General features: G+C 32.6%; 20 protein-coding genes. 10 read left to right on the forward strand and 10 right to left on the reverse strand.

The features are described from left to right. Positions 1 to 35: 35 nt before the first annotated feature. The 4 genes from CM54_RS08235 to CM54_RS08250 form a co-directional block, all read right to left on the reverse strand. Positions 36 to 1433, reverse strand: a complete 1398-nt coding sequence (locus tag CM54_RS08235) for an amino acid permease (protein WP_002432730.1) — start codon at positions 1431 to 1433, stop codon at positions 36 to 38. A 443-nt stretch (positions 1434 to 1876) separates the two neighbouring features. Further along, a complete protein-coding gene (locus CM54_RS08240) occupies positions 1877 to 2251 on the reverse strand; it encodes a VOC family protein (RefSeq protein WP_002432575.1) in 375 nt (124 codons plus the stop codon). A 41-nt stretch (positions 2252 to 2292) separates the two neighbouring features. After that, on the reverse strand, positions 2293 to 3111 hold the full coding sequence (locus tag CM54_RS08245) for an NmrA/HSCARG family protein (RefSeq protein WP_023351090.1): 819 nt from the start codon (positions 3109 to 3111) through the stop codon (positions 2293 to 2295). Positions 3112 to 3122: 11 nt separating this feature from the next. Continuing rightward, positions 3123 to 3422, reverse strand: coding sequence for a DUF2316 family protein (locus tag CM54_RS08250; RefSeq protein WP_037550545.1), 300 nt, complete (start codon positions 3420 to 3422; stop codon positions 3123 to 3125). Positions 3423 to 3548: 126 nt separating this feature from the next. Here CM54_RS08250 and CM54_RS08255 point away from each other — a divergent pair, with 126 nt between their 5' ends. From CM54_RS08255 to CM54_RS08280, 6 genes are all read left to right on the forward strand, one after another. Then, entirely contained in the window at positions 3549 to 4091 is a 543-nt protein-coding gene (locus CM54_RS08255) for a TetR/AcrR family transcriptional regulator (protein ID WP_037550548.1), read from the forward strand. Between the two features lie 15 nt (positions 4092 to 4106). Continuing rightward, on the forward strand, positions 4107 to 4811 hold the full coding sequence (locus CM54_RS08260; RefSeq protein WP_037550551.1) for an SDR family NAD(P)-dependent oxidoreductase: 705 nt from the start codon (positions 4107 to 4109) through the stop codon (positions 4809 to 4811). A gap of 116 nt (positions 4812 to 4927) precedes the next feature. Next, on the forward strand, positions 4928 to 5929 hold the full coding sequence (locus CM54_RS08265; RefSeq protein WP_002432761.1) for an amidohydrolase family protein: 1002 nt from the start codon (positions 4928 to 4930) through the stop codon (positions 5927 to 5929). 68 nt (positions 5930 to 5997) lie between these two features. Next, entirely contained in the window at positions 5998 to 6834 is an 837-nt protein-coding gene (locus tag CM54_RS08270) for an alpha/beta fold hydrolase (RefSeq protein ID WP_037550554.1), read from the forward strand. 33 nt (positions 6835 to 6867) lie between these two features. Next, positions 6868 to 7503 carry a nuclear transport factor 2 family protein gene (locus tag CM54_RS08275; protein WP_037550556.1) on the forward strand — a complete coding sequence of 212 codons (636 nt, stop codon included), beginning with the start codon at positions 6868 to 6870 and terminating at the stop codon, positions 7501 to 7503. A gap of 131 nt (positions 7504 to 7634) precedes the next feature. After that, positions 7635 to 8579, forward strand: coding sequence for an amidohydrolase family protein (locus CM54_RS08280; protein ID WP_037550559.1), 945 nt, complete (start codon positions 7635 to 7637; stop codon positions 8577 to 8579). A gap of 73 nt (positions 8580 to 8652) precedes the next feature. Here the strand turns inward: CM54_RS08280 and CM54_RS08285 are convergent, their stop codons facing one another. Beyond that, on the reverse strand, positions 8653 to 9510 hold the full coding sequence (locus CM54_RS08285) for a fructosamine kinase family protein (protein ID WP_037550562.1): 858 nt from the start codon (positions 9508 to 9510) through the stop codon (positions 8653 to 8655). 247 nt (positions 9511 to 9757) lie between these two features. Here CM54_RS08285 and CM54_RS08290 point away from each other — a divergent pair, with 247 nt between their 5' ends. Both CM54_RS08290 and CM54_RS08295 read left to right on the forward strand, forming a co-directional pair. Next, positions 9758 to 10822, forward strand: coding sequence for a quinone-dependent dihydroorotate dehydrogenase (locus tag CM54_RS08290; protein ID WP_037550565.1), 1065 nt, complete (start codon positions 9758 to 9760; stop codon positions 10820 to 10822). Positions 10823 to 10960: 138 nt separating this feature from the next. Then, positions 10961 to 11233 carry a hypothetical protein gene (locus CM54_RS08295; RefSeq protein ID WP_037550568.1) on the forward strand — a complete coding sequence of 91 codons (273 nt, stop codon included), beginning with the start codon at positions 10961 to 10963 and terminating at the stop codon, positions 11231 to 11233. Between the two features lie 77 nt (positions 11234 to 11310). Here the strand turns inward: CM54_RS08295 and CM54_RS08300 are convergent, their stop codons facing one another. Both CM54_RS08300 and CM54_RS08305 read right to left on the reverse strand, forming a co-directional pair. Further along, entirely contained in the window at positions 11311 to 12027 is a 717-nt protein-coding gene (locus CM54_RS08300) for an epoxyqueuosine reductase QueH (protein WP_002432766.1), read from the reverse strand. A gap of 160 nt (positions 12028 to 12187) precedes the next feature. Beyond that, on the reverse strand, positions 12188 to 12688 hold the full coding sequence (locus CM54_RS08305; protein ID WP_037550571.1) for a hypothetical protein: 501 nt from the start codon (positions 12686 to 12688) through the stop codon (positions 12188 to 12190). Positions 12689 to 12851: 163 nt separating this feature from the next. Here CM54_RS08305 and CM54_RS08310 point away from each other — a divergent pair, with 163 nt between their 5' ends. Then, complete coding sequence (locus tag CM54_RS08310; RefSeq protein ID WP_002454069.1) at positions 12852 to 13298, forward strand: VOC family protein; 447 nt, start codon at positions 12852 to 12854, stop codon at positions 13296 to 13298. Positions 13299 to 13381: 83 nt separating this feature from the next. Here CM54_RS08310 and CM54_RS08315 read toward each other — a convergent pair whose 3' ends face one another. Then, entirely contained in the window at positions 13382 to 13975 is a 594-nt protein-coding gene (locus tag CM54_RS08315) for a TetR/AcrR family transcriptional regulator (protein WP_037550575.1), read from the reverse strand. A gap of 150 nt (positions 13976 to 14125) precedes the next feature. Here CM54_RS08315 and CM54_RS08320 point away from each other — a divergent pair, with 150 nt between their 5' ends. Further along, complete coding sequence (locus CM54_RS08320; RefSeq protein WP_037550578.1) at positions 14126 to 15808, forward strand: CocE/NonD family hydrolase; 1683 nt, start codon at positions 14126 to 14128, stop codon at positions 15806 to 15808. A 92-nt stretch (positions 15809 to 15900) separates the two neighbouring features. On the opposite strand, the gene CM54_RS08325 is transcribed toward CM54_RS08320, so the two are convergent. Beyond that, positions 15901 to 17232, reverse strand: a complete 1332-nt coding sequence (locus CM54_RS08325; protein WP_037550581.1) for a zinc ribbon domain-containing protein — start codon at positions 17230 to 17232, stop codon at positions 15901 to 15903. After that, a complete protein-coding gene (locus tag CM54_RS08330) occupies positions 17232 to 18257 on the reverse strand; it encodes a zinc-ribbon domain-containing protein (RefSeq protein WP_037550584.1) in 1026 nt (341 codons plus the stop codon). The genes CM54_RS08325 and CM54_RS08330 overlap by 1 nt, the downstream gene beginning before the upstream one ends. Between the last annotated feature and the right edge of the window lie 111 nt (positions 18258 to 18368).

The following is an 18368-nucleotide window of genomic DNA, read 5'->3' on the forward strand; positions in this document are numbered from 1 at the left end:
CACTCCCTCTGTAATAGAGGAAGTGTTTTTAACTATTATTCTTCTGTAGTTTCTGCATCATCTTCTGTTGGAATTTCAGCTTTACGAGATTCTTTTTTGTATTTTTGATACATCAAGAATAATACTAGAACCCAAACTGGAATAAATAGAACTGCTAATCGCGTACTACTATTAATAAGTAAAATAACAAAAATGAAAGCAAAGAATACTAAAATACCATAAGCCGTGTATTTACCACCAGGCATTCTATAATTACTTTCTTTATGTTGCTCAGGATTGTGCTTTAAGTATCCAATATAAGCTACCATAATAACTGCCCAAATTGAAATATTCAACACAGTAGAGAAAGTAGTGATTTGAACGAATACTTTAGTAGCATCTTTAAAAATCGCATTTAATATTACTGCAATGCCTAATAATCCACAAGTAACTAAAATTGCATTGTAAGGAACGCCATTTTTGTTTGTTTTATGTAAAAACGGTGGACCTTGATTTCTTCCAGCTAAGCCAAACATTGTACGGCTATTCGCAAATATACCACTGTTACATGATGAAGCCGCTGCTGTTAGTACAACAAAGTTAATAATACCAGCAGCAAAAGGAATTCCTATTAATCCGAATAATTTAACATAAGGACTTTCTGCAGGATCTAATTTGTCCCAAGGAACTACTGACATAATGACTGCTAATGAACCTATGTAAAAGATTAAAATTCGGAATGGTACGTTATTAATTGCTTGAGGTATTGTTTCATGAGGATTTTTAGTTTCCCCTGCTGTAATACCTATCAATTCAATACCAATAAATGAGAATATTGCCATTTGGAATGACATAAAGAATCCTGAGGCACCATTTGGGAAGAAGCCGCCTTCTTTCCAAATATTAGTTACCGTCGCTGGACCGTAATCCGTCTTCATAGCAAAGATTACCATTACAATACCAACAATAATTAAAGCTAAAATTGTAATAACTTTTATAATAGATAACCAAAATTCAAGTTCACCAAATAATTTGGCACTAAATAAATTCAATGCTACTAATACTAATATTGTAGCTGCTGCAGTAATCCAGTTAGGCATGTCTGGATACCAGAAGTCGACGTATTTGGCTACAGCGGTAACTTCCGCCATACCTGAAATAATCCAAGTTAACCAATAAGTCCAACCAACCATAAATCCTGCCATTGAACCTATGTGATGATGGGCAATGTCACCAAATGACTTGAAACCTAAGTTCGATAAGAGCAATTCTCCCATCGCTCTCATAAACATAAATAATATAAAACCTACTATAATATAAGTAAGTAATATGGATGGTCCTGCTAAATGAATAGAAGCACCTGCGCCTAGGAATAATCCTGTACCAATAGCACCACCAATTGCAATTAATTGGATATGCCTATTGCTTAATTCTCTTTGCAGTTTATCTGCCATAACCTTTCCTTCTCCATTTCATGGAGTATATTTATGACTGAAATCGATATGTAAAATTAGATACCCCTTTTTAATCTAATAAACAATTTTTCTCAAAATCAAATCATTTATTCTTATAAGTTATATAATACCCCAAACAATCAAAAACAATCAAATACTAGAATAATTTGTCTTTTTTATCTTTTCCAATACTTCTAATAATTCCTTTATTATAAACATTTATAACAAATTGAACAATTTCATTAATATTCACCGTTTTATGGTAAATCGAACAACTTCAATATGTATCTGATGAAAGTTGATATTTTTCTTCATAATCACGTCAATTCCTCACAAATTGTGAGAAGTTTTCATTTTTTAAAATCAAACCAAAAGATATAGTAAAAGGCACCATGTACTGAATGAGAATACACGGTGCCTATTTATATATTTTTCACGCTTATTTAACAAACAAGAAAATTAAACTTATGCCCATCAGGATCTTTAAACATTGCTCCATAATACCCTTGTCTTACACCTGGTTTTTCAATAATTGTTCCACCAGCAGGTTCTACTTTCGCTAATAATTCATCAACGTCTTTATTTTCTTTAACACCTAACGAAACCATCACTTCATTAGGGCTTGAATCGACATCTTGATGTGATACAGACTCGAAGTGATTATTTTCTATCAATATCACAATCGTTTGTCCAATTGTAATACCTAACATTTTATCTAACATTTCTGGATTTTTATTAATTTCAAATCCTAGAGACTTAAAGAACTGTTCGCTACGATCTAAATCTTTTACATTTAGATTAAACCACATTGAATGCATCGTACATGTCACCTCTCATTTATAATTAGACGATTTCAAGTTTAAAATGCCGCTTGAGCAATCCATTCATCAAGTGTTAAGCGCGTGGGATTAAGACGTTCCATTTGTACAAAATCTATAACATAACCTTTATTTTCAAGCCAACTTCTTTCAGCAGTGCCACTCGTAAATTCGCCTTCAATTTCAGTTGGTTTACCTGTTACGGTTGCAAAAGTTTTGACTACTTCATTTAGAGTCAGCTCATCAGAAGCAATTTCTATATCTTGATGATTATATGTTTTAGGATCTTTGAAAAGTGCTGACGCAATTTTAGCAATATCGATAGAAGAAATCATTGAAAATTTCACTTCAGGATTAATAAATTCTGGTATTTTAATTTCTCCATCTGAAACTTTAGTGATTCTTAAGAAGTTATCCATAAAAAACGATGGTTTAATAATTGTAAAATCTAAACGAGATGCTTTTATCTTATTTTCTAATTGTGCTAATGCTTCAAAGTGAGGACCTGTTCTATCACGATTTACACCACCCGCTGTGCTATAAACGACATACTTAACTCCTTGTTCTTCAGCAGTTTCGATAATATGTTCACCTTGCTCTAATTCCTCTTCAACATGGTCTGGAATAATAGGCTGAACGCTATATACTCCATATTGGTCAGCCATCGCTTGAGTCAAGCTTTCTCTATCACTCAAATCGCCCTCAAAAATCTCTAATTTATCATTATGAATTGATGTTAATTTTTCATTATTTTTATTTCTAGTAAACGCACGCACATGCCAACCATCTTCCAATAATTGTTTAACAACAGCATTTCCTTGTTTACCAGTTGAACCAATGACTAATATACTTTTACTCATGTTTATCTCTCCTATTGTAAGAACCAATAATCTTCTTTTTCGCCTTTTAAATAAGTATATTCTTCAGGTGTTTGACCATTTTCTTTAATATTTGAATTTATAATGTCACGAACATCCCAAACGCGATGGATAAATCTTTGTAACTGATTACCAAAGAAACCGCTAGGAGTATTCATGTTTAATACCTTTTCCACTTCTTCAACCGAAATACTCATTTTATTTGCTATGTCTTCAATATTTAAAGTTGAATTATGGAAATGTTCTCGTAATTCTATAGCAGTGATACGTCTTTGCTCTTTATTTAGTGACATATTATAGTGTCCCACTTTCATCTTATTTTTTAATTAGCATTATATTTGAATTCTAAGTAAGTGAGATTTATAATAAACGGAGCATTATCCGTTTGTCAACATTAGCTCATTAAGTAGGTGAATACATTGCGTAAAGATGCTCTTCTAAACCGTCAACGTATCGAGAATAAAGCGATCGAACTATTTAAACAATACGGCGTTGAGACAATCAGTATGAATAGAATTTCTAAAGAACTTAGTATCGGTATGGGAACACTTTATCGGCATTTTAAGGATAAAAGCGATTTGTGTTATCACATTATCGAGCATGATTTCGATGAAATTATTCAAAAAATGAATGATGTAGCTACTTCATCTAATTCTAAAGAAGAGAAGATGGAACACTCCCTAGATGTTTTTTTGACATTTAAATATGAAAATAGTGATTTATTAAACTGTATTGAGGAAAGTAATAGTAAGTCTCAATTTCATCAAAGCCAATTTTTTTCTGATTTATTTAATTTTTACTATGATTTATTTAAAGATGGCGAGGATGATTCTTGGGCCATATTCAAAACTGATATGTTATTAAAATCACTTTCTACTAAAGCTTATGAAATTCAAAAAAATAAAAGACAACTTTCAAATAATGAAATAAGAGATAACTTAATAAAACTATATTTAAATTAATTGAGGTGTTCATGAATGGAAAAAGTTACGTTAATTACTGGTGGAAATAAAGGTTTAGGTTATGAGACAGCTAAAGAATTAAAAGCGAAAGGCTACAAGGTTTATATAGGATCTAGAAATGAAGAACGTGGTCAACAAGCTTCAAAAGAATTAGGCGTCGACTATGTTCAACTAGATGTAAGTGATGATAAATCAGTTCAACAAGCCTTTGAAACTATTTCAAATAAAGAAGGCCGTGTTGATGTACTTATAAACAATGCCGGTATTTCAGGAGGATTCGCTAAAGTCGCTGATTTTACTGCTAAAGACGTCGAAAAGGTATATAACACAAATGTTTTTGGTATCGTACGCATGATGAATACCTTTATTCCATTATTAGAGAAATCAGAGCAGCCTGTAGTTGTAAATGTGAGTAGCGGATTGGGTTCATTTGGAATGGTTACAAACCCAGATACTGCTGAATCGCAAGTTAATTCACTTGCGTATTGTTCTTCTAAATCAGCGGTCACAATGATGACTGTACAGTATGCTAAAGGCTTACCACACATTCAAATTAATGCAGCAGATCCAGGTTCTACTAATACTGATTTAGTTGGTGATTTCAGTAACAACTCTAAACCTGCTTCAGAAGGTGTAAAACCTATCATAAAACTTGCTACTATTGATAAAAATGGTCCTACAGGAACATTTATTGATGATAATGGCACAATGCCGTGGTAAATCATTAACAAGTTTGGCCTCATGTTTAACGGGAAAAATTTTCAATGAAATCAATGAAAATTACACATATATAATTAGTTATTAAGATATTTATTATCTTAGGGAGGAAATACACAATGAAAAGTATAAACTTTGAAGAACATTATGTTGTTGAGGATATACAAAAAGAAACAATGAAACATATGACATCTGATCCTAAAGGTGTACCTATGCAAACGATGTTAAAAGGCCTTGAAGAAAAATCTGGTTTTACTGATGCAGATGAAATCAAACATCATGATGCACGTATTCAATTCATGGATAAACATGACGTTGAAATGCAAGTATTATCTTATGGAAATGGCGCCCCTTCCAATCTTGAAGGCGAACGCGCAATTGAATTATGTAAACAAGCAAATGATACGTTAGCACAATATATCAATGAACACCCAGATCGATTTGTAGGATTTGCTACATTACCAATTAATGAACCTAAAGCAGCAGAAGAAGAATTTAAACGATGTGTAAAAGAATTAGGTTTTAAAGGCGCATTAATTATGGGACATCCTAAGAGTGGCTTCCTAGATCAAGATGAATATGATGGCATCTTTGCTGTAGCTGAAGAGTTAAATGTTCCTATTTATTTACACCCTTCTCCAGTTCAAAGCGATGTTTACCAAGCTTATTACAAAGGTAACTACTCAGACGTCACAGCAGCTACATTTGCTTGCTTCGGTTATGGTTGGCACGTAGATGTAGGTATTCATGCCATTCACCTTGTGCTATCAGGTGTATTTGACCGTCACCCTAACCTCAACATGATCATCGGTCACTGGGGCGAATTTGTTCCATTCTTCTTAGAACGTATGGATGATATTTTATTTGCTGACCATCTAGAACATCCTATTAGTTATTATTTCAAAAATAACTTCTATATTACGCCAAGTGGAATGTTAACTAAACCACAATTTGATCTAGTGAAAGCAGAAGTCGGCGTCGACAGAATTTTATATTCAGCAGATTATCCTTATGTTGAACCTGAAAAATTGGGTACATTCCTAGACGAATTAGATTTAACTGAAGAGGAAAAAGAAAAAATCAGCTATAAAAACGGAGCTAAATTATTAGGTCTTGAGTAACACTTACACGAAATATATAAGTGTGTCTTTTCTTTAATACGAAAAATATTTAAATGGAGGTTTCAATGATGGAAACATTAGAATTGCAAGGCGCAAAATTACGTTATCATAAAGTTGGCAGTGGACCACTTCTTATTTTAATCCCTGGTGCGAATGGAACTGGTGATATCTACATGCCACTAGCTAAACAATTACAAGAAAAATTTACAGTTGTAGCTGTAGATCGTCGAGGATATGGACAAAGTGAATTAACTGAATCATTACCAGAGGAAGTATCTAACCCAGAGAGTCGTTATCGCGTGAAACGTGATGCACAAGATATTGCTGAATTAGCTAAGTCATTAAGTGACGAACCCGTATATGTTTTAGGCTCAAGTTCAGGTGCTATCGTTGCAATGCATGTCCTTAAAGAACATCCTGATGTTGTGAAGCAAATTGCATTTCATGAACCACCGATTAATACATTCTTACCGAATGCTAAATATTGGCAAGATAAGAATGCTGAAATTATTGATATTGCTGTGAATGAAGGCATGCCTCAAGCTATGAAACTTTTCGGTGAAACATTAAATATTAGTTCTATTGATGCACAATCAATGTCTAAACCTGCTCAAGCAGAAGATGATGCAGAGAGTAAAAAACGTTTTGAAGAAATGTTAGGTTGGTTTAAATATGAAATCCGCCAATACACAGAATCTGATATCTCTTTAGAAGATTTAAATCAGCATAAAGATATCATCACATTACTTAATGGGACTGATTCCAAAGGTTCTTTCCCTCAAGAAGTCAACTTCTATATTAAAGATGAAACGGGAATTAATATTGTAGATATCCCTGGTGGTCACTTAGGTTATGTACAAAAGCCTGAAGGATTCGCAGAAGTATTACTCAAAATTTGGAACTAATCTTAGCTTAAAGTATTAAAGGGAGTTTATTAAATGTTATTTGAAAGAAATAAACCTTATACTCAAGAAACTTTGTTAGATAAAGAAAACATTTTAGAATTAATTCAATTCGAACGTTTTTGTCGCGATAATGCCTTATGGGATAGCATGAGAACTTGTTTCGCTAAAGACTCACATGTGAGCATTTCTTGGTTTAATGGTACTGGTGAAGAATTTGTATCCTCCTCTGAAGAAATGAATCGATACGCGCCACATCAAATTTATAATACACAAATGTGGATTAATAACCATCGTGCTGTAGCAATTATGCAAGCAACAATCCAGTTTCGAGTAGATATTAAAAACGTAGAAATGCAATTGGATTCAGACACTAAAATTATCTACTGTCTTGAAAAAGACAATGATGACGTTTGGTATATTTCTCATTTAAGTTGTATTTATGAAAAAGATAAATTAACTCCTGTCATTCCAACGACCATTAATTTACCTAACTCAGAATTTAGTGAATACCGAGAAAGTTATGCTTGTTTATCATATGCGCTCAATGAACTAGGGTATGATGTTAACCATGACTTACCAGGTATAGATAGACCTGATGAAGTTAATAAATACTATCGCCAATTAGATAAATGGTTAACTGAGAAAGTTGATGAAGAAGAGAAACATTAGAGTTATAAACCATACTCAAAATAAATAAGTAACGTTTACTCTTATATTCAGAACTGCTACCTAGTTTTAAAATATCGTAACAATATACAAAATATTTAAAATCAGTTATTTCTATAAAGGAAGTTTGCTCAATGAAGAAGATAGATTTACATGCACATTACATTTCACCTGGTTATAGCCAATTTCTTGATGACTATTTTAATGGTGAAGGTGACGGCGTTAAGACGCCCCCATTTTCAGTAGAATCATATTTAGAATTAATGAAGAAACAAGATATTGAATATGGTGTATTATCGATTTCGAGCCCGCACATTAGCGTTGCACCTGATGACGAGATGTTAAAACTTGCTGAAGAAGTGAACGGCTATGCTTCAAATATCGTGCAGGAACATAGCGAACGTATTGGTTTCTTCGCAACATTACCCCTGCCCTTAGTCGATCAGAGTGTTCAATTTATAGATAAAGCATTAGATGAACAGCATGCGTTAGGGTTCACGTTACCAACGAATGCACGTGGCGTATATTTAGGTGATGAGCGTTTAGCGCCGATATTTGAAAGATTAAATGAACGTCAAGCAACTGTAGCCATTCATCCGAATGAACCCAAGCCAGCTATTAAAGCGATGAGCGAAGAAGTACCTCCGCCACTTATGGAATTTATCTTTGATACAACTCGTACAATTATTTATATGAGTCAAAAGAATGTATTTAGTAAGTATCCGAATATTAAGTGGATTGTACCTCATTGTGGTGCTTTACTCCCAGTAATCGCACAACGCGTAGCGATGGGCAACAAGATGTTTGGATCAGAGAAGCAACCTGATGATTTAGAACAAGTAATGAAAGAACTTTACTTCGATTTGGCCGGTAAGGTTTTACCATATCAATTACCTACTCTATTAGAAATGGTTGATAAAAATAAAATTGTATATGGTTCTGATGCACCATACACAACGGACCAAGTAGTCTCAATGTTAGCGAATGAATTTGAATCTACAGATTTAATTACAATTGATTCAAAAATTCATATGCTTTATGACAATGGCAAATCATTATTAGATAAAATGGAACTTTAATTTATTAAGATGTAAAATTACCCCGCACAAGCGCTCATATATATCATCATTAGAGCCTGTGTGGGGAATCTTTTTATTTTAAAATTGTATCCATTGAGCGATTAACACTACCTGCGTACATATTACCGAATTTAACTAAATGAACCATCAATAAGTATAATCGATAAAATTCTAATCTTTTATGTGCACCTTTGGCTAAAGGAAAATGCTTTTCATATTCCTCATAAAAATCTTGAGTAAATCCACCAAAAACCGTCGTAATACCTAAATCGAATTCTCTGTCACCATATAATGGTGCAGGATCAAATAGTGCAGGGCTACCATCAGTTAAAAACATATAGTTACCGCCCCATAAATCACCATGTAATAAAGATGACTTACTTTCATGACTATCAAGTTCATTTACCATCACAGTTCTTACTTCTTCATAGACTTTATTATCTTCTTCATTCCACAACCCTTTACGCATCAATTCATCTCTTAAATGATCCATTCTTCTTTCTATGAAAAGTTCTTTCCAGCTATCAGTCCATGAATTATCAAATGAAATATCTCCGCCTTCATGTGGTAAACTGAAACCAAATTTACCCTCTTCTTGTTGTTGACTATGCATCTTAGCTACAAGCTGACCGAGCTCTCTTTGACTTCCGCTTCCACCTTCTTCTAAATAGCTCAAAATAAGATAAGCATCTCCATTAATTTCACCACTAGCAATCACACGTGGTGCTGTGATACCTGCGTTCTCAAATTCATTTAAGCCAGCTATTTCAGCCGCATAGAATGACTCTGGACGATTACGCTGAACAAGTAAAAAGGAGATATCATCCTCAGTAGTTGTAACTTTGAATGCTTCATTAACATCACCACCACTTACTGGTGAGATGTCTTTCACTCCGTCTAGGGGGAGTTTCTCTTTCCATTCTGCTTTCATACTTTCACCTTCTTAAGAAGTTTGTCGTTATACCTTATTATATTGCCAACTCTCATTATAATTAATCTTTTAAAAGTAATCGGTATATATGAAATAAAACTGACCTTAGAATTAAGTCAAATTTTCAACTTTCACTAATTTAGCTATGAAAATTTTTATTAAAATGCTAGTCTATAAAAGGAATGTATTTCAAATATATTAAATTGAGGATAGTAAGCCTCAAATATAATGAAATAGGAGCGTTAACATGTATAAATTAGTTAAACCTTTATTATTTAAATTAGATCCTGAAAAAGCACATGGCCTTACCATTGATGCATTGAAAATGGTACAAAGAGTTCCGAAAATTTATCCTATCATGGACAAAATTTTTAATTACAATCACCCATCACTCTCTCAAACCATTCATGGCATCAAATTTAATAATCCCATTGGTCTCGCTGCAGGATTCGATAAATCTTGTGAAGTACCTAAAGCATTAGAGCATGTTGGTTTTGGAGCCATAGAATTAGGTGGTATTACCCCTAAACCGCAACCAGGGAATCCTAAACCACGTATGTATCGCTTAATTGAAGATGACGCGTTAATTAATCGTATGGGCTTCAATAATATAGGGATGAATAAAGCACTTAGTCATTTACGTCGTCATGCCTATACGATCCCAGTAGGATTAAATGTGGGTGTTAATAAGAAGACGTCTTACGAAGACCGTTATCAAGATTATATAAAAGTTATCGATACATTTAAGAATGACGTGACATTCTTCACAGTTAATATCAGCTCACCTAACACTGAGAATTTACAGAATTTCCATGATAAAGATGAATTCACGATGCTTTGCGAAGCGCTCACTACTTTTAAATCTGAAAATGATATCAACGTACCTATATTCTTGAAATTAACTTCAGATATGGAACTTGAAGGATTCAAAAACATCTTACCTTCCATAACTAAGACTTTTGATGGCGTTATACTAGCTAACACGACTCGTCAACGTGACGGTTTAATTTCTGAGAATAAAACTGAAGAAGGTGGATTAAGTGGTAAACCTTTATTCGAACGCAATTTAAAACTCGTTAAATACGCGTATCAACAAACTAAAGGTAAATTCTTAATTATCGGAACAGGTGGAATCTTTAGCTCTGAAGACGCAATTAAAATGTTAAGAAATGGTGCTTCTTTATTACAAATCTATTCTTCTCTAGTCATTGAAGGTCCAGGTTTAACTAAGTCAATGAATAGAGACATTGCTAAATATTTATCTAAAAATGGATATCAAAACATAAGCGATATTATTGGTTTAGACGCATAAACTTTAAATAATTATAACGCTTTAAAATATTTCAAAAAAATGAACGTTTAGTTAATACTCCTGAAATTTCTTTACTTATAATATTTACGATTTATACTAAAGAAAGGTATATGTTTCAAGAATTTAGGAGGCAACAATATGCGTGATGAGAAGAAAGAGACAACATCTCAAACTAACCAACAAACGATTTCTGAAAAGCCCAATCATCAATCTAATGATGACAGAATAGGTTTGAATGGTTACCGTAAAACAGACCTCGATTTAGATATTGAACGTGAACTGCGTGAAATGATGGAATCAGGAGAATCAGAAACAAAGACGGAAAGTAGAAAGTTTAAGATATTCTCACTTATCTCGATGATTGCAATAGCAGGCTTAGCGATTTTTAGATTTATACACAGAATGATATAGTTTTAAAAAAATTATCCCAAATGTAATAAGATAGTATTGTCTTAAATATTATCTGTACATTTGGGATTTTATATTAATTAAAATTGTTGTAAAAATGCCTTTGCTTCTTTATTAATTTGTTTAAAATCAATACCCTGTCTCATTGCAGCAAAGACGCAACCACAATAGCATTGCCTAAAAATATGATAGTCTTTGCACATTTCAATTGAACGTTCGTATCCTTTATTCTTTTTAAAATCACTAGGCAAATATTTAACATTATAAATATTTTGAACATCCATTCCTAGTTCATTAATAAGTTGTGCGTTCTTCTTTGGAGAGAGTGTTATGGCACTTCCAAAATAGTCGTAACCATATTCAACAGCTGCTTGAGCTACAATTTCTAATCGCATTTCAAAGCATGCTGAACACCTCAATCCACCCTCTGGCTCATCAGTTAGCCCTTTCTCTTTAGCCATCTTCATAAATTCATGTGGTTTATATTCTGCTTCAATGTATTCGACATTGCTATTTGTTTTACTATTGAAATCTTTAACAAATTGTTCTTGAACTTTAGCACGTCTTAGATATTCATTCTTGGGATGAATATTTGGGTTCGCAAAGTAAATTGCAATATCAGCATATTGAGTTAAAAATTCTAGAGTATATGTGCTACATGGTGCACAACAACTATGTAATAAGATACGTGGGCGTTCCCCATCACGTTGCCACTGAGATATCATTTTTCTTAGTACTCTATCGTAATTAATCTTCTGGTTTTTCATTTTTGCCAAAATTTTATCCGCTTCAATCATAATAAAACCTCCCTTTAACACAAATTTTTATTATATATTAACTTTATTATATAATAACATGATGTATAAAGAGAGGTTGTCTATCATCAAAGTAATAATTACTAAAACAATTTACTTTTTTAATCAACTATACTTGTGTTCATGTTTATTATTTAACAAACTAGAATTCCTTTTTAACCTTAACTAAATAAATGCAAAACATTAAGCCACCAAATATTACTCCGGATATAAGCCCATTCAGTAAATGGCCGCTCCAATCAATAGGATCATTCCATAAATAATCTATTATCACACCGATGAGAGTCATGCAAACACCAAAATAAACCATAAATACAACACTCAAGATACCATATCTTCTTATTAATTTCTTATATTCTTTGGGTGAATATGCTGCTTCCTCAAAATGTTTATTCTTACTAAAGTTAATGATAAGTATAATATTAAATATAAAGAATACGGCAAATAACACTATCGTATGCATTGTAATTGTATGATGATACATATCAATAATTGTAAAGAATACAATTGTTAGAACTGTAACCAAATAGTTAATAGCAAACATGTTTGCTAGTTTTTGGTTAAGTTCTGACTTTTCTCTTTCATCCTTTTTTGTAGAGGTACTTGTGATCCAATTAAGCATCAAATCATTAAAATTACTCATCTCGTTTCACTCCTCAATATCCTTTGTTAATGTCAAATATATATGACAACATTAGAAATGTCAAATATAGACGACACTTTTATATAATCATATTATTAGAATTATTAAAATTATATAGTAAGATTGCGTTAGAAAGATATTTCATAAAAAGGGGTTAAAATATATGACACAATTACATCCATATTTATCATTTGATAAAGCAAAAGATGCACTTGAATACTATGAAGACGTCTTTGGAGCAACTAATGTAAACAGATTAGCAGTAGGCGAAGAACAAGCTGAAAATTTTGGTTTAACAAAAGAACAAGGTGAAGAAGCAACGATGCATGCAGAATTTGAGATTTTAGGTGTTAAAATCTTATGTTCTGATTCTTTTGGACGTGTAGATAATATAAATAATGGTATTTCTTTATTAATTGATTTTGATACTAATGATAAAACAGATTCTGAACGTGTTGAGAATTTCTACAATAAAATTAAAGATCACGAATCTATCAACATTGAAATGCCATTAGAAGAGCAATTCTGGGGCGGTAAAATGGGAACTTTTACTGATAAATATGGTGTGCGTTGGATGCTTAACGGCCAAGATTATTCTCAAATGAATTAATCATATTCATGCAAATTAAAAAAGTGGCACATCTCTTACAAACTTCACAATGTAGAGATGTGTCACTTTTTATCAATACTATATTAAATTCTCTTTTCTCTTCTTATAAGTGTTGCTGGACCATTATTAACGATTTCATAAAAATGTTGAATCAATTCATCTTTTGAAATTCTATTTTCGTCCTCAACCCAATGACGTATTAAAGATAAACCAGCGCCTGAGACATAACTCATAAAATACGGAAATGGAATATCTCCGATTTTATCATTATCGTTAACTACATGATTCAAATGCCCAGTTAATAGTTCGTATAATTTTTCATGTAGATTGGACTCTTTACCTAAGTTAAACATAAGTTTATAGAAATCTAGATGTTCTCCTATACTATTAATCACAAAATCCATTGTCTCTCTTAACTGGCTTTCTGAAATTTTCACTTCGTCATCATTCTTACTACTCTCGAGAAAACTTCTAATTTCATCAATTTTCTCATTTTCCATCTTATCTAATAAGTCATATTTATCTATAAAGTGAGTATAAAATGTACTTCTATTTACGTCTGCTAAATCAGATATTTCTTGAATTGTAATTTCTTCAAAACGCTTCTTTTCTAATAATGTAATGAGGACATCTTTAATTGCAGTTTGTGTTTTTCTTACTCTTCTATCATGAGACATCTTGTCACCTTCTTTTTATCTCTTTCCACAATTATAAGCATTCTGTTGGGTTTTAGACAAACTCAAGAAAATGATTATTGTTAATTATAAACACGCTTAGTAAGATGAAAGTGTATTGAAAACCATTCTCAATAAAAGGAGGTCACATCAATGAATCATTTATTAGGTAATCCAGAATTAAATGTAACTGATGTTAATGATGTTCATAATGGGCTCAATTATATCGTTGTAGATAGCGTCCAATATGGTAATCAAGAGATGATAATGGAAAAAGATGTAGAAGTTATCATGAAAGACGGTGAAACTCTATATTTAAATATTTTTAGACCTAATAAGGAAGGTCGTTTTCCAGTTGTCATGTCAGCAGACACATATGGTAAAGATAACAAACCTAAAATCACTAACATGGGGGCAAAATGGCCTACCTTAGGTAATATAGCAACATCTAGTTTTACACCTGAGGAATCCCCTGATCCTGGATTTTGGGTACCAAATGATTATGTAGTAGTCAAAGTAGCACTGAGAGGTAGTTCAGGTTCAAATGGCGTTCTATCACCTTGGTCAAAACGTGAAGCTAAAGATTATTATGAAGTCATTGAATGGGCGTCACAACAAGAATGGTCCAACGGTAATGTTGGAACGAATGGAGTCTCTTATTTAGCAGTGACTCAATGGTGGGTAGCCTCCCTCAATCCTCCTCACTTAAAAGCTATGATTCCTTGGGAAGGATTAAATGATATGTATAGAGAGGTCGCTTTTCATGGCGGAATTCCTGATACAGGATTTTTCCGTTTTTGGATTAAAGGCATTTTCGCTAGATGGCCAAATAATCCAAATATTGAAGGTTTAATTCAAGCTCAAAAAGATCACACACTTTTTGATAGCTATTGGAAAGCACGTCAAGTACCTCTTCCTCAAATTCGTATTCCGTTATTTACTTGTGCCAGTTGGTCTACACAAGGTTTACACAATCGTGGTACATTTGAAGGCTTTAAACAAGCAAGCTCAGTTAATAAATGGTTATATGTTCATGGTCGAAAAGAGTGGGAAAGCTATTATGCGCGTGAAAATTTAGAGAAGCAAAAGTTATTCTTTGATTATTACCTTAAAAAAGAGGACAACGATTGGAAAGATACCCCAACTGTGACTTATGAAGTCCGTGAGAAGTTCTATCAAGGACATTATCGTGAAGCATCTGATTTCCCTATACCTAATACACAATATACAGCTCTATATCTAGACGGAGAGAGTCATTCCCTCAATTTAGATAAACCAAAACAAACTCATGTTTCACACTATCACTCTGAAAAAGATAATGAGTCACTACGTTTCACATATACATTTTCTGAAGATACAGAGTTAACTGGAAATATGAATTTAAAACTATGGGTTTCTTCTAACGAAGCAGATGATATGGATATATTCGCAGGTATTAAAAAATTAGATAGACAAGGTAATAAAGTTAATTTCCCTGACTTCAACCATATTGAACAAGGACAAGTGGCTACAGGTTGGTTAAGAGTATCTCACCGTGAATTAGATGATGAAAAATCTACTATTATACAACCATGGCATAAACACGAACAAGAATTAAAATTGAAAAAAGGCGAGATTGTACCAATTGAAATAGAAATTTTACCTTCAAGTACTTACTTTAAACAAGGTGAAACGCTCGTTGTAGTTATAAAAGGAAATGAAATTATTAAAGGCACTAGCTCTCCTGGTTTAAGTACACGTTATGAACATCATGAAACAGTTAATAAAGGACATCACTATATTCATACTGGTGCTAACTATGATTCTCAATTAATTATCCCAATTATACCTCAATAAATAAAATGCACTAACTTAAGCAAGCGAAGCTATAAACGATAACTTACGTCATCTTTAGCTTTCTTACTTATGTTAGTGCTTTATATTAACTATTAATAACCTGATCCAACTTCATCGCCATTTTCATCATATTCTGTAACTTCTCCATCTTCAGAATCTACAGTATATGAGCCTGCTAAATCCCCATCTTTATCAGTAAATGAAAAACCCCAATTACCGTCATCTGTTTTTTCAGGTTCTTTATACGTATACTCACTTGTATCTAACTTATGTCCTTCATAAGATTCAACTTTATCAATGACATTATCACGAGTAACTTCTCCTGAACCAGAATCGTCCTCATCTGAATCCATGTCTGAGTCACTTTCAATATCATCTTCTACGTATTTATCTATGTCATCTTCATCAAATTTTAAATCAACATCTGTGACGCCACCATCTTCATCGCTAGCACTAGCAACATTTACAGAATTAGATTTAAAGGTTTTTCCTTCATATGTACCTTCTGCATGCACCACAACTTCTTCATCTGGGTCATAAGGTCCATACGTTTCTGAAGATGATTCATCCCCTATTTCCTTGCCATTTGCATATATCTTAATATGATCTAAAGCATAACCATTATCTACATAAACATTAAAACGCTTTTGCTTAAATGATTCATAAGCAGTTGATGTATTGTCGCTCATATCAATAGTGATTGCACCTTTAAATTTTTTCCCATCAATATTCTTAGTAGCTTTCAAATTATAATTACCTATTGGGAAAGTTCCTAGTTCTTTTTCTTCATTTTCATCGACTGATATCGAATGCTTCTCTCCCCCAAATTGATATGTTACCTTCCCACTATTACTTGCCAATAAGCTCACTGAATGCTGTGGAACATTAAATTGATAATCATCAAAAAATAAAAATTTCTTACCATTTTTAGAAATATTTAATATGTTATTTCCATTAGCATCGACAGTTGTATTTCTATAATGGTTATTTTTAACCTCTTCAGCATTTTGTTCGATGTTATTGGCTACATTCGTCAAATCGTCTTCCTCTTTAATAAAATTTAAATACGCACGAGCTTCTTCGCTTAAATGACTATTATTTGCGCCTGAAGTAACTTCTTTTGATAAAGCTTTCGCATCGTCTTTTTTAATTGCATGAGAAATATGGGATGCTTGCTTTTCCGGTGAAAATTGACTTTTTAAAATCAAGAATAACGCTATCAGTGCGATGATTACAACAATGATAATAGAGGCAATAATCCATGTTTTCTTATTATCATTTCTTGAGTGGTGGTTATAGTTATTGTCATTTTGATACTGGTGATGTGATTGATTACTTCCTTGTTGATAAACCGGTGTTCCACAGTTCGTACAAACTTTCACTCCATCACGAAGAGGCTTTCCGCAATTGCTACAATATTTCATTAATAATTCATACCTCCATCAAATATATCACTTAAACGATCAATCAAATTTCCAAATATTTGATTAAAGAATGATTCTCCAAAAATACTTACAATTATAAAAGTGATAATAATAAATATAACTACTCCGTAAAAGCTAGATATTCTTGTATCATGAGTTGTACTATATTTTGCAATTAAATACACTCCGGAAACTACCAATAAAATGATTGATAACATCAACATAAACGACGCGAATCTATATGAATGTAAGATATATATAATAATTGATATCATCATAACAGCAACAGATACGCTATTAATTAATACATAGTCAGATAACACCTTTTTAAATGAAATAGGTTGTCTCACTACAATGCGAGTGATTAAATATGTTGCACCTACCAAAATCGCTAAGAAGAATACTATTCCGACAAGACTTGATAAAATGATTGTCCCTTTAGAAGTGCCAATATAAATAATTTCAGTCGGAATCACCGCTCCCAATAAAAGTGCAATGATGAGTAAACCAGCAATAATAAGAGAAAATATTAATTTAAGACTAAATGTATGATTATTTTTAATCATTTGATCTGGCGATACAAATGCACTCTTGAAGAAGCCTTTGCTTTCCTGAGTCACTTCTTTTGCTTGTTCACTAAATTGGCTTGAATGTTGTCTAGTGTGTTGATTGGAGTTGTGTAAATAGTGTTCGTGTGTAGGTGTGTGATGTTGCTCGGGACTTTGTTGTTCATTAGTAGTTTGATGTGGTGTTGATGAAACTTGCTGCTTTTCAACATTAGTAGTTGATTGATGTTTATCACTTTCTGAATTTTGATTACCTTGTGTTTTATCTTGTTGCTTAGAAAGATTTGATACTTCATTGTAGTTTCTTGTTGAATCGTTTTGCGAGTCTTTAGATTCCGCATTGGATATTTCTGATTCTGCAGAATGAACAGCTTTTGATTTTTTTTCGATTTTATGTCCGCATTCCCCACAGAATAAATCGTCCGCTTCAATTGGATTTCCACAATTTGGACAATGCATAAAATTCCCTCCCAATTTTTAAATTTTTGAAATCTTTGAAAATTATACCATTACATTTATATTGTTATCTATAGTAATTTCAAAAATTTTATTGATTACTTTTATTTTTAA

The sequence above is a fragment of the Staphylococcus sp. TE8 genome (assembly GCF_000692055.1).
In the GTDB taxonomy this organism is placed as follows: domain Bacteria; phylum Bacillota; class Bacilli; order Staphylococcales; family Staphylococcaceae; genus Staphylococcus; species Staphylococcus capitis.